Below are 14,119 nucleotides of genomic sequence, written 5' to 3' on the forward strand. Positions count from 1 at the left end.
CGCCTCTGTTATTGCCGCCAAGGCATGACAGGCACCGCGCTAATCGCGTTTTTCGGCGACCCATCTACAACTTTGTCGGAGTAGGCCAGGTAAGCGAGCGCGTTGCGTTTGGCGTCATAGAAGCGTACGACCTGTAACGACTTAAAGACCAGCGACGTACGTTTTTTGAATACCACTTCGCCCTGAGCTTTGCCGTTTTTAATGCGCTCTGACAGTTCAATCGGCCCGACTTGCTGGCAGGAAATAGCCGCATCGGAAGTATCTTCCGCCAGGCCCAATCCCCCTTTAATACCGCCGGTTTTTGCCCGACTCACATAACAGGTGACATTTTTCACATCGGGATCGTCAAAGGCTTCTACGACAATTTTGTGATCCGGGCCGATCATTTTAAATACGGTATCGACCGAACCAATTTCTTCCGCATGTGCCAATGGCCCCAGCATTATCAGGCTTAAAGACAGGATCAAATGCTTGTATTTCATATTGTTACCATTTTTATAAGTTACACAGAGCAATTAGTTCGTCACGGTAAATAACATATTGATTAAGAACAAAATCTCAACACTTTTATTTCCGTCAAGACCTAAAACATACTCTACTAAGAAAAAAACACTGAATGCTAAAACAGCAAAAAATGCTATTATCCAATTACCTGATGTCAGGTGCTCGTTGTGAAAGGATGAGGATATTTTATGGATCAGGCCGGCATTATTCGCGACCTTTTAATCTGGTTGGAAGGTCATCTGGATCAGCCACTGTCGCTCGACAATGTAGCGGCGAAAGCAGGTTATTCCAAGTGGCACTTACAGAGAATGTTTAAAGATGTCACTGGCCATGCTATTGGCGCGTATATTCGTGCTCGTCGTTTGTCGAAATCGGCGGTTGCACTACGCCTGACCGCGCGCCCAATTCTGGATATTGCGCTGCAATACCGTTTCGACTCTCAACAGACATTTACTCGTGCATTCAAGAAGCAGTTTGCCCAGACTCCCGCACTTTACCGCCGTTCTCCTGAATGGAGCGCCTTTGGTATTCGCCCACCGCTGCGTCTGGGTGAATTCACCATGCCAGAGCACAAATTTGTCACGCTGGAAGACACGCCGCTGATTGGCGTAACTCAGAGTTACTCCTGTTCACTGGAGCAAATCTCTGATTTCCGCCATGAAATGCGTTATCAGTTCTGGCACGATTTTCTCGGTAATGCGCCGACTATTCCGCCAGTACTTTACGGCCTGAATGAAACGCGTCCAAGCCAGGATAAAGACGACGAGCAAGAGGTGTTCTACACGACTGCGTTGGCTCAGGAGCAAGCAGACGGCTATGTACTGACGGGGCATCCGGTGCTGTTGCAGGGCGGCGAATATGTGATGTTTACCTATGAAGGGCTGGGGACAGGCGTACAGGAATTTATCCTGACGGTGTACGGAACCTGTATGCCGATGCTGAACCTGACGCGCCGTAAAGGTCAGGATATTGAGCGATACTATCCGGCAGAAGATGCCAAAGCGGGAGATCGCCCAATTAATCTGCGCTGCGAACTGCTGATTCCAGTACGTCGTTAACGCTGCAGCTCGTCTAATGCAGGGGCGTCCAGATGCGAGATATCCCCTGCGGTTTCAACGACCCAACCAGACGCCAGCCACAGGCTTTCCTGATAATCCACGCGCGAAATAGAACAGTTACGCAGACGTAAGCGGCGTTCTGCCCATGCAGGTAGGCCCAGAATAGTACTCACCAGGCATCCCAGCGCGATACCGTGGCTCACCAGTAGCGGTCGACTTCCCTGCGGCAAATCCCGACAAGATTCCAGTGCAGCATTGACGCGCTCACTCAGTTCCTGCATTGACTCGCCTTCAGGAATACGCCCGTCAACAGTGCCATTTACCAGTTGGCGACGCCAGTTCTCTTCTTCTTCGGTCAGAGAGTCGATATGTCTTTTTTCCAGCACGCCCATATTTAATTCACGCAGGCGGGAATCAAAGATTATGTCACAGCCGCAAGCCTGAGCGATGATTTCCGCCGTGCGCCGGGTGCGACCTAAATCGCTACTGATGATATGTGTGATTCCAAGCTCTTTGGCACGTGCCGCCACCTGCATTGCTTGTTGCTCACCTTTGGCAGTCAGTGGGCTATCAGACTGACCCTGAATACGTCGCTCGGCGTTCCACTGCGTTTCACCGTGGCGGACTAGGTATACCTGTAACATGCTTTTTTTCCGTATACTGCTGTAACGTTAATTTTTGAGTAATCCTGATTATGCACCATGTTGTCTGTGCGACCACCAATCCCGCTAAAATTCAGGCCATTCTGCAGGCATTTCACGAGATCTTCGGCGAAGGATCCTGCCACATTGAGTCCGTTGCCGTCGAGAGCGGCGTACCGGAACAACCCTTTGGCAGTGAGGAAACGCGCGCTGGCGCACGAAATCGGGTAGAAAATGCCCGCCGTTTACATCCAGAGGCCGATTTTTGGGTGGCGATTGAAGCGGGCATTGATGGTGACAGCACCTTCAGTTGGGTGGTCATTGAAAACGCCAGCCAGCGCGGCGAGGCGCGTTCGGCTACTTTGCCGTTGCCTGCGGTAATTCTGGAGAAAGTGCGTGAAGGCGAGGCGCTCGGCCCCGTGATGTCGCGTTATACCGGTATTGATGAGATTGGTCGTAAGGAAGGAGCCATCGGCGTGTTTACCGCCGGGAAACTCACTCGCGCCAGCGTTTATCATCAGGCGGTGATTCTGGCGCTAAGTCCGTTTCATAATGCCGTGTATCAGCCATTGTAAACCAGATAAGGCGTTCACGCCGCATCCGGCATTCGGTGCACAATGCCTGATGCGACGCTGACGCGTCTTATCTGGCCTACAAAATCAATCGCTTTTCAGCAACACGTCTTCCAGCCACTGGCGCAGCTCGACGGGGGCGGCTTTCAGACTGTTAGATCCACGCGTAATGGTCGCGATGCCCGCGCCGAGTTCATTTTTTAACTCGCGCTGGCTCATTTCACCACGCAGCAACTCTTCGACGATACGCACGCGAGTCCCCAATGCTTCGCGCTCATCTGGCGTCAGCATCAGATTTAACAACGGTAAATGGAGATCGTTTTCGTAGGCATTCTTAAGCAGGTCGACAAAACGTAACCACTCCTGGTGACGCTGTTCTGCCATCGCTGCTGAATAGGGTGATTGTTGGGCCATAGTGTGTCGCCATTGTTAGCGGGGGAAGCAAAATGCCTCCCCCGGTTGTACTCGCTAAAGAGTACGATAGCATATCATAAAGGTTCAAATCAGTAACGACGTCCCCATTCCGTAGCGCTCAAAAGCGTGGGTTTATCGCCCATGAAATAGCGATAGTAAGCGTCATAAGCCAGCACATTTTTCACATAACCGCGCGTCTCGGAAAACGGAATACTCTCGACAAACGCCACCGCGTCGATACGCCCGGCGCTGTTACCAAGCCACGTGCGCACCCGCCCTGGACCGGCGTTATAAGCTGCCGAGGAGAAAATGCGGTTATTGCCAAATTGCTGATAAACATATTGCAGGTAACTGGTGCCAATGTTGATGTTCGTTTCCGGATCCAGCAATTGCCCAGGGCTGCTATAACCAGGAATAGAGAACATCTTCACCGTCTGAGTCGCCGTACCGGGCATAATCTGCATCAGGCCGCTGGCTCCTACCGGTGATTTCACTTTCGGATTCCAGGCGCTCTCCTGACGGGCAATCGCCATTGCATAGCTTTGTGGGATATCTTTGCCGTTGGTGTAACGTTCGAAGAGATCGTTGTAGGCCAGGGGGAATCGTTCTTCCAGATGATCCCACAATTTCCCGGCGATCGTCGCCTGAACACTGAGATCCCACCAGTGATTATTAAAGGCATAGCGTGCCAATTGCGCCTGCTCTGTTTTTGACTTGCTCTTCACCAGATTGGCCCACTCGCTACGTGCGGTGTTATCCATATTCCAGTACATCAACTCGCGCACGCGCGCCATCTCCGGCCCCTGGATCAGGGCGCTGTCAACGTTCTGCGGCGCTTTATCAATCTTTAGTTGATACTCTTCGCCAATACGTTGCGCAGCGACCATCGGGTAAAATCCACGCTGTTGCATGAGTTGATGCAAAATCTCTTTTGCTTCAGCTTCACGCCCGCGTTCCAGCAGTATATCCGCCTGCCAGTAGCGCCATTCATCTTTATCTTTCGCCTCTATTGGCAGACGCGCCAGCCAGGTATTCAGACCACGGCGATCGCCAGTGCCAAGCGCCATCCGCACGCGGCGTTCAATTAACGACGTGGATTGCGAACGCATAATCGCGTCATCACGCCATTTCGCCTGTTCGTCGGTAACATCGTTGCCCATCAGACGCCAGGCGACGATATCACGCAGCTCCTGAATCTGATCCTCATTAAGCTGCTGTGCCTGGGCAAGTAAAGGGATCATCAGTCGTGCGTTTTCAGCATCCTGACGCGCCACGCTGGCAAATGCCACCGCCGCCATCTGACGGGTAAAATCGGTCGCGCCGGTGGAACGCGCGAAGGTCAGCACAGTATTAGGATCATTCGCCAACGAAATAATTGCCGAAGCAATAGTCTGGTAATCGGCAGGCATTTGCCCTGCCAGCACCGTCACCAGCCCGGTATTGCCTGCTTTCATCGCAAGGCGGATACGCTCTAAATAAGCCAGGGATTCTTGTTTGCCGGACGCTCGCCAGACGCTAAATAACTTGTCACAAGCGTTAGGCTGGCTCTTTCCGGTTAGCCACAGCTCTTTCGCCCCCTGCCAGGCTTCTTCACTCTGCCCGGTGTTCCATTTTGCATAGTAGTAATTACACTGGGCTTCGGTTGTGCCTGGCTTTTCCGGGCTAAAGGCTAACAAGCCACGCCAGTCTTCACGCCGCGCCAGTTCATTGACGAAACGAGATTGCAGCGTGCGAGCGGGAGGAAGCGTGGGGTTAGCGCGAACAAAGTTAGTGACCGTCACCGCCGGTTGATTCATCAGGTCATCGGTGATCTGGCGATATTCCAGGTAGGGGTATAACGGGTAATCCTTCAGGGATGGCATCATTTGTTCGACCACATCCATTTGTCGGTTATCCCAGGCCTGCTTGATTTGCGCGTAACGGCTACGCTGCTCATCCAGTGAGTCGGCTCGCGCCACGCTGCTGACCGTCAGCAGACAGACACCGGCAGCCAACAGCCGCCAGGTAACTTGTTTGGCTTTTTCCACAAGCGCACCCTCTAAGTGTAAATACATCAATGCAGCATCATGCCGCGTAATAGATTTATGCTAACCAGTCATTGCCGTTTACGCCACGTTACGGACACTTTTTTACTTTTATACTCTAAATAATTCGAGTTGCAGGAAGGCGATAAGTGAGTGAGTCCCCAGGAGCTTACAGAAGTAAGTGACTGGGGTGAGCGAGCGTAAGCGCAGCACATGCAACTTGAAGTATGACGAGTATACTGCGAAGGTGATCGACCAACTGGGATTAGGCGGGGAAAAAGGCTACACTTCGGCTTTGAAAACTCATCATCACGATAAACATAGAGGCGAAGTCCAACGTGGCTCAATTCGTTTATACCATGCATCGTGTCGGCAAAGTTGTTCCGCCGAAACGTCATATTTTGAAAAACATCTCTCTGAGTTTCTTCCCTGGGGCAAAAATTGGTGTCCTGGGCCTGAACGGCGCCGGTAAGTCCACCCTGCTGCGCATTATGGCGGGCATTGATAAAGACATCGAAGGTGAAGCGCGTCCGCAGCCAGACATCAAGATTGGTTACCTGCCGCAAGAGCCGCAGCTGAACCCGGAACACACCGTGCGTGAATCCATTGAAGAAGCCGTTTCTGAAGTGGTTAACGCCCTGAAACGTCTGGATGAAGTGTACGCGCTGTATGCCGATCCAGATGCCGATTTTGACAAACTGGCCGCTGAACAGGGCCGTCTGGAAGAGATCATTCAGGCTCACGACGGTCATAACCTGAACGTACAGCTGGAGCGTGCGGCGGATGCGCTGCGTCTGCCGGACTGGGACGCGAAAATCGCTAACCTCTCCGGTGGTGAGCGTCGTCGCGTGGCGTTGTGCCGTCTGCTGCTGGAAAAACCAGACATGCTGCTGCTCGACGAACCGACCAACCACCTGGATGCCGAATCCGTGGCCTGGCTGGAACGCTTCCTGCACGACTTCGAAGGCACCGTTGTGGCGATTACCCACGACCGTTACTTCCTCGATAACGTTGCGGGCTGGATCCTCGAACTGGACCGCGGTGAAGGTATTCCGTGGGAAGGCAACTACTCCTCCTGGCTGGAGCAAAAAGATCAGCGTCTGGCGCAGGAAGCTTCTCAAGAAGCGGCGCGTCGTAAGTCGATCGAGAAAGAGCTGGAGTGGGTACGTCAGGGTACTAAAGGCCGTCAGTCGAAAGGTAAAGCACGTCTGGCACGCTTTGAAGAGCTGAACAGCACCGAATATCAGAAACGTAACGAAACCAACGAACTGTTTATTCCACCTGGACCGCGTCTGGGCGATAAAGTGCTGGAAGTCAGTAACCTGCGTAAATCCTATGGCGATCGCCTGCTGATTGACTCCCTGAGCTTCTCGATCCCGAAAGGGGCAATCGTCGGGATCATCGGTCCGAACGGCGCGGGTAAATCGACCCTGTTCCGTATGCTCTCCGGTCAGGAACAGCCGGACAGCGGCACCATCACTTTAGGTGAAACGGTGAAACTGGCGTCTGTTGATCAGTTCCGTGACTCAATGGATAACAGCAAAACCGTTTGGGAAGAAGTTTCCGGCGGGCTGGATATCATGAAGATCGGTAACACCGAGATGCCAAGCCGCGCCTACGTTGGCCGCTTTAACTTTAAAGGGGTTGATCAGGGTAAACGCGTTGGTGAACTTTCCGGTGGTGAGCGCGGTCGTCTGCATCTGGCGAAGCTGCTGCAGGTTGGCGGCAACATGCTGCTGCTCGACGAACCAACCAACGACCTGGATATCGAAACCCTGCGCGCGCTGGAAAACGCCCTGCTGGAGTTCCCGGGCTGCGCGATGGTTATCTCGCACGACCGTTGGTTCCTCGACCGTATCGCCACGCACATCCTGGACTACCAGGATGAAGGTAAAGTTGAGTTCTTCGAAGGTAACTTTACCGAATACGAAGAGTACAAAAAACGCACGCTGGGCGCAGACGCGCTGGAGCCGAAGCGTATCAAGTACAAGCGTATTGCGAAGTAATGCGTAAAATGCCGGGTGCGGCGTAAACGCCTTATCCGGCCTACAAAACCAGCGATTCCAATACGTTGCGAAACAGTAGGCCTGATAAGACGCGCCAGCGTCGCATCAGGCATTGAGCACCGAATGCCGGATGCGATGTAAACGCCTTTTCCGGCCTACAAACTCAGCGATTTCAATACGTTGCGAAACAGTAGGCCTGATAAGACGCGGTAAGCGTCGCATCAGGCATAGGGTCTTATCCCTGCTCCCCCATCATCTCCCGCACCAGCTCCACGCAGCGCAGGAAACGGCTGTCGTAATCGTCCTCTTCAACCCGCACGAATTCGATATTGTTCTCTTCCAGCATCTCCACCAGCAAGTTCTGGAACTCTTTGCGATCCACCGAACTGCCGAGGCTGCGTAAACCATCCGCCACCCACGGAGTGTTGTTCTCCAGCAGGATCACCAGATCAAAACGGTATTCATCGATCAGCGCCTGCACGAACGGATGCTCGCGTCCTTCGTACTTTTTGCAGAACGCCTGAGTAGTCACAAAATCAGTGTCGATAAACGCCACTTTATTGGCATATTTTACTGCAAAATCAATATATTGTGCGTGTCCCAGCGCGATTTTATCGTAGTCGGAATACTGCAATGCGATCTCATCGCCGCCGAGATGCGAAAAGACATAATCACGACCAAACTCCCACGCACTGGTGGTGTTGAAGATATTGGCGAGTTTGTTTACCAGGGTGGATTTACCGCTCGATTCACCACCGAGGATCGCCACGGTGCGCACAAAAAACGGCTTCACTTCGGTAGGAATATATTCCCAGTAGCGGAACGGGTTTTCGCGGATCTGCGCACCGCTGATACTCATAAAGGTGCGTTTCGGATCGACCAGCACTGTTTCGATCCCCAGATGTTCCATATACTGCGGCGCGTCGGCTTCTTCCGAGGTGTAGATCAGATCCGGCTGGATCCCCTTTTCAGCCATAAACTTTTTGATGCCGTTACTCCACACATCCCAGCCGTGCGGATACGGCTCCATGCCCTCTTCGTTAAAGGCATGAATACGAATGTTTTTTTGATACTTAAAGGTTTGCAATAACCAGCGCAGACGATCCGGCACGGTCGGCTGCTGCGACATGGCACTGTCTTCGAACAACGCGCGGTCACGGGTATCGTCAAAGCCCATAATGATATGCAGCTCGTCAACCTGGCTACAGGCGCGCTGGATAAGGTAGATATGTCCGGTATGCAGTGGGTAGAACTTACCGAATACAACGCCGATCGTTTTCTTCTGCCGTGGAAACTCAAGCCCCAAAAAACGGTGCAACGCCTCCAGCTTTTGCGCGCTGGGGCTTTTGATTTTGGCATTCAGTAACTGGCTTAAATACCCTTTGGTCATACCGCTGGCATCAGCTACCTGCTGTAGCGTGCAGCCCTGTTGCTTGATGGCAGTTTTCAGGTAATCAAATGACGACATATCTCCCTCCGTATCTCTCATTATAAGTCGTCGAACACGCTAAGCGCGTCGGAGAGTTTTTTAACGCCAAAAATCTGCATCCCTTCCGGCGCTTTTTTCGGTACGTTAGCCGCCGGAACAATCGCCCGCCGAAAACCGTGTTTCGCCGCTTCCGAGATTCGTTCCTGGCCGCTGGGCACCGGGCGGATCTCCCCTGCCAGCCCGACTTCACCAAATACCACCAGATCCTGCGGTAGCGGTCTGTCACGCAGGCTGGAAACCATCGCCAGCAGTAACGCTAAGTCGGCGCTGGTTTCTGTTACCTTCACGCCGCCGACCACGTTCACAAATACATCCTGATCGGCCATTTGCAGGCCGCCGTGACGGTGCAGCACCGCCAACAGGATCGCCAGGCGGTTTTGTTCCAGCCCTACCGCCACGCGGCGTGGATTCGCCATCATCGAGTGATCGACCAGCGCCTGAATCTCCACCAGCAGTGGACGCGTTCCTTCCCATACCACCATCACTGAACTACCAGAGGTCACTTCATCGCCACGGCTTAAAAAGATGGCTGAAGGGTTGCTGACTTCACGCAGCCCCTGTTCGGTCATCGCAAATACGCCCAGCTCATTCACCGCGCCGAAGCGGTTTTTATGGCTGCGCAAGGTGCGAAAACGGGAGTCGGCATCGCCGTCCAGAAGCACCGAACAGTCGATACAGTGTTCCAGCACTTTAGGGCCAGCCAGCGAACCATCTTTGGTTACGTGCCCCACCATGACAATCGCCACACCGCGCGTTTTGGCGAAGCGCGTCAGATAAGCCGCTGTTTCACGCACCTGCGCCACGCTGCCTGGCGATGACTGAACATCCGCCATATGCATCACCTGGATCGAGTCAATTACCATCAGCTTCGGTTGCTCTTCTTCGGCAATCAGGCAGATCTGCTCGATGCTGGTTTCCGACAACATATTGAGATTGTCAGTCGGCAGGCCAAGGCGATGAGCGCGCATTGCCACCTGTTGCAGCGACTCTTCGCCAGTGACATACAGCGTTTTCATCTGCTGCGCCAGTTTGCACAGCGTTTGCAGTAGCAGCGTGGATTTCCCGGCACCTGGGTTACCGCCAATCAGAATGGCGCTTCCCGGCACAACGCCGCCGCCTAATACGCGGTCGAACTCTTTAAATCCGGTGGAAAAACGCGGCAGCTCTTCAAGGCTGATATCGGAGAGTTTCTGGACTTTAGCCACTCCGGCGCTACCGGCATAGCCACTCAGACGCTCGTTACGCGCCACCGTTGGCGACGCAGCAAGACGCACCTCGGTGATGGTGTTCCAGGCATGACAGGCGCTGCACTGCCCCTGCCAGCGCGGATAATCGGCCCCGCATTCATTACAAACAAAGGCGCGTTTTGGAGCTTTTGCCACGGTGTACCTCGTTAATGCTGTGCCGCCCGCAGGATGACGGGCGGGCAATTACTTCTGATTCAGGCTGCCAGAGAGGATGCAGAATACCCCCATCAAGTCAGCGTGACGGATGGTGACTTCCGTCTTTTCATTCACTTTTGGCTTGGCATGGTAGGCAATCCCCAGCCCTGCCGCTTTGATCATCGGCAGGTCGTTGGCACCATCGCCAATCGCCACGGTTTGCGCCAGCGGAATATCATACTCCTGCGCCAGCCGGGTCAGGGTTTTCGCTTTGTACTGCGCGTCCACAATGTCGCCGATCACATTGCCGGTAAATTTACCGTCCATGATCTCCAGTTCATTGGCTACCACGGCGGTTAATCGCAGCTTGTCGCGCAGGTATTCAGCAAAGAAAGTAAAGCCGCCGGAGGCAATCGCCACTTTCCAGCCCAGCGTTTCTAGCTTCAGCACCAGTTGCGTTAAGCCTGGCATCAGCGGCAGATTTTCACGCACCTGTTGCAGAATATTGGCGTCAGCGCCTTTCAGCGTCGCCACGCGGCTACGCAGGCTAGCGGTAAAATCGAGTTCGCCTCGCATCGCCCGTTCGGTCACTTCCGCCACCATCTCGCCCGTTCCGGCTAGTTTGGCAATTTCATCAATACATTCTATCTGGATGGCGGTGGAGTCCATGTCCATCACCAGCAAACCCGGCGTGCGCAGGTGCGGGATTTTCCCCAGCGGCGCGACATCCAGCTGCGCCTCGTGGGCCAGGCGCGTAGCCCGGGCGGTGAGTGAACCTGCCAGACGAATCACCTGATAATCTTCCACGCACCAGGCGGCAACAATCACCATTGCCGCGCCCAGTTTGCTTTGGTACTGGGTCAGACGTTGTTTATCCAGCCCACGACCATACAGCAGCCAGCCGCTACGACCTGCGTGGTAATCCAGTGGCATCACTTCATCACCACTTAATGAAAGAGGCAGACCCGGCCATAAAGAGACATCTTCAGGCAGGTCGCACCAGGTAATGTTAGGCATTAAGGCTCCTGTAAAATCGTTCGAAGCAGGGAAAATAACGCATGAGGCTACCTTGTATCCATTGCTTCTGGCAACATTAAGTCTCAAATTTTCAACGGGTGGAATATGGCTCGCACAAAACTAAAATTCCGGCTGCATCGGGCAGTGATTGTCCTGTTCTGTCTCGCGTTGTTAGTCGCACTAATGCAGGGAGCATCATGGTTTAGTCAAAACCACCAGCGACAGCGTAATCCACAGCTGGAAGAACTGGCCCGTACCCTGGCGCATCAGGTAACCCTGAACGTTGCGCCGCTGATGCGTACCAACTCACCTGATGAAAAACGCATTCGGGCGATCCTCGATCAGTTGACGGACGAAAGTCGCATCCTCGACGCGGGTGTGTATGACGAACAAGGCGATCTTATCGCCCGCGCAGGCGAAAGCGTCGAGGTGCGCGACCGACTGGCGCTCGACGGTAAAAAAGCAGGTGGCTATTTTAACCAGCAGATTGTCGAACCGATTAAGGGGAAAAATGGACCGCTCGGCTATCTGCGCCTCACGCTCGATACCCATACGCTCGCCACCGAAGCCAAACAGGTGGATAACACCACCAATATTCTACGCCTGATGCTGCTGCTCTCGCTGGCAATCGGTGTGGTGCTAACTCGCACACTGTTGCAGGGTAAACGTACCCGCTGGCAGCAATCGCCCTTCCTGTTAACCGCCAGCAAACCGGTACCGGAAGAGGAAGAAAGCGAGAAAAAAGAGTGACCCATTACTACAAGAAAGGAAATCGTTATGTCCACATTACGCCTGCTCATCTCTGACTCTTACGATCCGTGGTTTAACCTGGCGGTGGAAGAGTGTATTTTTCGCCAGATGCCCGCCACGCAGCGCGTTCTGTTTCTCTGGCGCAATGCCGACACGGTAGTGATTGGTCGTGCGCAAAACCCGTGGAAAGAGTGTAATACCCGACGGATGGAAGAAGATAACGTCCGCCTGGCACGGCGCAGCAGCGGTGGCGGCGCGGTGTTCCACGATCTCGGCAATACCTGTTTTACGTTTATGGCTGGCAAACCGGAGTACGATAAAACCATCTCCACGGAGATTGTGCTTAATGCGCTGAACGCGCTCGGCGTCACCGCAGAAGCTTCTGGGCGCAACGATCTGGTGGTCAAAACCGCCGAAGGCGACCGCAAAGTCTCTGGCTCGGCCTATCGCGAAACCAAGGATCGCGGTTTCCACCACGGCACCTTGCTGCTCAATGCCGACCTCAGCCGCCTGGCAAACTATCTCAATCCGGATAAAAAGAAACTGGCGGCGAAAGGCATTACTTCAGTACGTTCCCGCGTGACCAATCTGACCGAGCTGCTACCGGGAATTACCCATGAGCAGGTTTGCGAGGCCATAACCGAGGCCTTTTTCGCCCATTATGGCGAGCGCACAGAAGCGGAAATCATCTCCCCGGACAAAACGCCAGACTTGCCGAACTTCGCCGAAACCTTTGCCCGCCAGAGTAGCTGGGAATGGAACTTCGGTCAGGCTCCGGCGTTCTCGCATCTGCTGGACGAACGCTTTACCTGGGGCGGCGTAGAACTGCATTTCGACGTTGAAAAAGGCCATATCACCCGCGCCCTGGTGTTTACCGACAGCCTTAACCCCGCGCCGCTGGAAGCTCTCGCCGGACGGCTGCAAGGCTGTCTTTACCGCGCGGATATGCTGCAACAGGAGTGCGAAGCGCTGCTGGTCGACTTCCCTGAACAGGAAAAAGAGCTACGGGAGTTGTCGGCGTGGATAGCGGGGGCGGTACGGTAACTCGCTCATTAAAATATCCAGGGAAGGAAATATGATCGATCTGGAGAACCAGGAACGGGAGATTATCAATTTAATGTTCAGCCAGGGTATATCCTGGCTAGCCGCCGTGCGTATCAGGCATAAATTATCGCTTGCTGAAGTAAGTAAAATGTTAGGTATCTCGATTAATTCTCTAAAACGGATCGAAAAGACGGAACGGCTTAGCTCAAATATCAAAAGCAAAATGGCAGGAATTTATGGTTGTCCGCCAGAGTTGCTGATATGCCCTTACTGGATGACGGTTGAACATAAATGAATAGATTCGTGAATAGATACTTGAATGGATTTTATTTCCTATCCATATGAAAAATAATAGTAAATCTATTAATCAGTTGCTATTGATGAATAGATACTAAAAAGCCGGAGCAGTCTCCCGCTCCGGCTTAACACGACAATCGCCTTTCAGCGAAACACAATTACTCTTTATCGCCCAGCAGAACGGATTCCAGTGCGATTTTGATCATGTCGTTGAAGGTGGTCTGACGCTCTTCAGCAGTGGTCTGCTCGTGAGTACGGATGTGGTCAGACACGGTGCAGATAGCCAGTGCTTTGGCACCAAACTCTGCAGCCACGCCGTAGATACCAGCCGCTTCCATTTCCACGCCGAGGATGCCGTATTTTTCCATCACGTCGAACATTTCGCCGTCCGGAGAGTAGAACAGGTCAGCGGAGAACAGGTTACCAACGCGAGCATCAACGCCCAGGGCTTTAGCTGCATCTACTGCGTTACGCACCATGTCGAAGTCAGCGATAGCCGCGAAGTCATGATCTTTAAAACGGATGCGGTTAACTTTGGAATCGGTGCAGGCACCCATACCGATAACGACGTCACGCAGTTTTACGTGCGGCAGAACAGCGCCACAGGAACCTACGCGGATAATTTTCTTCACGCCGAAATCGGTGATCAGTTCTTTGGTGTAGATGGAGCAGGACGGGATACCCATACCGTGACCCATTACGGAAATTTTGCGACCTTTGTAGGTGCCAGTGAAGCCCAGCATACCGCGAACGTTGTTCACTTCACGAGCATCTTCAAGGAAAGTTTCAGCAATATACTTCGCACGCAGCGGGTCGCCTGGCATCAAAACTACGTCAGCGAAATCGCCCATTTCTGCATTAATGTGTGGGGTAGCCATCGTTTTATCCTTTTTGTGACATAACAAAGGCGGAGTCAACGCT

The 14,119-nt window shown here is 53.2% G+C and carries 14 protein-coding genes; 6 read left to right on the forward strand and 8 right to left on the reverse strand.

Going from position 1 to position 14,119, the window contains the following annotated elements:
• Positions 1-8: 8 nt before the first annotated feature.
• The gene (creA, locus tag FEK46_RS12260; protein ID WP_000875488.1) at positions 9-482 is read right to left on the reverse strand and encodes a protein CreA; all 474 of its coding nucleotides are present in this window, start codon (positions 480-482) and stop codon (positions 9-11) included.
• A gap of 210 nt (positions 483-692) precedes the next feature.
• Here creA and robA point away from each other — a divergent pair, with 210 nt between their 5' ends.
• Positions 693-1,562, forward strand: a complete 870-nt coding sequence (gene robA / locus FEK46_RS12265; RefSeq protein ID WP_130204798.1) for an MDR efflux pump AcrAB transcriptional activator RobA — start codon at positions 693-695, stop codon at positions 1,560-1,562.
• On the opposite strand, the gene gpmB is transcribed toward robA, so the two are convergent.
• Positions 1,559-2,206 carry a 2,3-diphosphoglycerate-dependent phosphoglycerate mutase GpmB gene (gene gpmB / locus FEK46_RS12270; RefSeq protein WP_059216559.1) on the reverse strand — a complete coding sequence of 216 codons (648 nt, stop codon included), beginning with the start codon at positions 2,204-2,206 and terminating at the stop codon, positions 1,559-1,561. The genes robA and gpmB overlap by 4 nt on opposite strands.
• A 50-nt stretch (positions 2,207-2,256) precedes the next feature.
• Here gpmB and yjjX point away from each other — a divergent pair, with 50 nt between their 5' ends.
• On the forward strand, positions 2,257-2,778 hold the full coding sequence (gene yjjX, locus FEK46_RS12275) for an inosine/xanthosine triphosphatase (protein WP_135408859.1): 522 nt from the start codon (positions 2,257-2,259) through the stop codon (positions 2,776-2,778).
• An 84-nt stretch (positions 2,779-2,862) separates the two neighbouring features.
• On the opposite strand, the gene trpR is transcribed toward yjjX, so the two are convergent.
• Positions 2,863-3,189, reverse strand: coding sequence for a trp operon repressor (gene trpR / locus FEK46_RS12280; RefSeq protein ID WP_064530383.1), 327 nt, complete (start codon positions 3,187-3,189; stop codon positions 2,863-2,865).
• Between the two features lie 89 nt (positions 3,190-3,278).
• Entirely contained in the window at positions 3,279-5,216 is a 1,938-nt protein-coding gene (sltY, locus tag FEK46_RS12285) for a murein transglycosylase (RefSeq protein ID WP_135560101.1), read from the reverse strand.
• Between the two features lie 335 nt (positions 5,217-5,551).
• Between sltY and ettA the strand changes: the two genes are divergently transcribed.
• Positions 5,552-7,219 carry an energy-dependent translational throttle protein EttA gene (gene ettA, locus FEK46_RS12290; RefSeq protein ID WP_135560102.1) on the forward strand — a complete coding sequence of 556 codons (1,668 nt, stop codon included), beginning with the start codon at positions 5,552-5,554 and terminating at the stop codon, positions 7,217-7,219.
• A gap of 235 nt (positions 7,220-7,454) precedes the next feature.
• On the opposite strand, the gene nadR is transcribed toward ettA, so the two are convergent.
• From nadR to serB, 3 genes are read right to left on the reverse strand one after another with little or no spacing between them, the layout of a single operon-like run.
• Positions 7,455-8,687 (reverse strand): multifunctional transcriptional regulator/nicotinamide-nucleotide adenylyltransferase/ribosylnicotinamide kinase NadR, encoded by a 1,233-nt coding sequence (gene nadR / locus FEK46_RS12295; RefSeq protein ID WP_130204790.1) that lies wholly within the window; start codon positions 8,685-8,687, stop codon positions 7,455-7,457.
• Between the two features lie 20 nt (positions 8,688-8,707).
• Entirely contained in the window at positions 8,708-10,090 is a 1,383-nt protein-coding gene (radA, locus tag FEK46_RS12300) for a DNA repair protein RadA (RefSeq protein ID WP_001029698.1), read from the reverse strand.
• A gap of 48 nt (positions 10,091-10,138) precedes the next feature.
• Positions 10,139-11,107, reverse strand: coding sequence for a phosphoserine phosphatase (serB, locus tag FEK46_RS12305; protein WP_130204788.1), 969 nt, complete (start codon positions 11,105-11,107; stop codon positions 10,139-10,141).
• Between the two features lie 105 nt (positions 11,108-11,212).
• Here serB and FEK46_RS12310 point away from each other — a divergent pair, with 105 nt between their 5' ends.
• From FEK46_RS12310 to FEK46_RS12320, 3 genes are read left to right on the forward strand one after another with little or no spacing between them, the layout of a single operon-like run.
• The gene (locus FEK46_RS12310; RefSeq protein WP_130204786.1) at positions 11,213-11,857 is read left to right on the forward strand and encodes a YtjB family periplasmic protein; all 645 of its coding nucleotides are present in this window, start codon (positions 11,213-11,215) and stop codon (positions 11,855-11,857) included.
• 27 nt (positions 11,858-11,884) lie between these two features.
• Positions 11,885-12,901, forward strand: a complete 1,017-nt coding sequence (gene lplA / locus FEK46_RS12315; RefSeq protein ID WP_135560103.1) for a lipoate--protein ligase LplA — start codon at positions 11,885-11,887, stop codon at positions 12,899-12,901.
• A 31-nt stretch (positions 12,902-12,932) separates the two neighbouring features.
• A complete protein-coding gene (locus FEK46_RS12320; protein ID WP_130217528.1) occupies positions 12,933-13,196 on the forward strand; it encodes a helix-turn-helix transcriptional regulator in 264 nt (87 codons plus the stop codon).
• A gap of 160 nt (positions 13,197-13,356) precedes the next feature.
• On the opposite strand, the gene deoD is transcribed toward FEK46_RS12320, so the two are convergent.
• Entirely contained in the window at positions 13,357-14,076 is a 720-nt protein-coding gene (gene deoD / locus FEK46_RS12325; protein ID WP_000224878.1) for a purine-nucleoside phosphorylase, read from the reverse strand.
• Positions 14,077-14,119: the final 43 nt, after the last annotated feature.

This window comes from Escherichia sp. E4736 (genome assembly GCF_005781225.1).
Lineage (GTDB): Bacteria > Pseudomonadota > Gammaproteobacteria > Enterobacterales > Enterobacteriaceae > Escherichia.

Bases quoted from the DNA above. Each gene is read 5' to 3' on its own strand.
- robA (WP_130204798.1), top strand. From the start codon at position 693: ATGGATCAGGCCGGCATTATTCGCGACCTTTTAATCTGGTTGGAAGGT.
- nadR (WP_130204790.1), bottom strand. From the start codon at position 8,687: ATGTCGTCATTTGATTACCTGAAAACTGCCATCAAGCAACAGGGCTGC.
- lplA (WP_135560103.1), top strand. From the start codon at position 11,885: ATGTCCACATTACGCCTGCTCATCTCTGACTCTTACGATCCGTGGTTT.
- serB (WP_130204788.1), bottom strand. From the start codon at position 11,107: ATGCCTAACATTACCTGGTGCGACCTGCCTGAAGATGTCTCTTTATGG.
- creA (WP_000875488.1), bottom strand. From the start codon at position 482: ATGAAATACAAGCATTTGATCCTGTCTTTAAGCCTGATAATGCTGGGG.
- trpR (WP_064530383.1), bottom strand. From the start codon at position 3,189: ATGGCCCAACAATCACCCTATTCAGCAGCGATGGCAGAACAGCGTCAC.
- FEK46_RS12320 (WP_130217528.1), top strand. From the start codon at position 12,933: ATGATCGATCTGGAGAACCAGGAACGGGAGATTATCAATTTAATGTTC.
- deoD (WP_000224878.1), bottom strand. From the start codon at position 14,076: ATGGCTACCCCACACATTAATGCAGAAATGGGCGATTTCGCTGACGTA.
- gpmB (WP_059216559.1), bottom strand. From the start codon at position 2,206: ATGTTACAGGTATACCTAGTCCGCCACGGTGAAACGCAGTGGAACGCC.
- yjjX (WP_135408859.1), top strand. From the start codon at position 2,257: ATGCACCATGTTGTCTGTGCGACCACCAATCCCGCTAAAATTCAGGCC.
- FEK46_RS12310 (WP_130204786.1), top strand. From the start codon at position 11,213: ATGGCTCGCACAAAACTAAAATTCCGGCTGCATCGGGCAGTGATTGTC.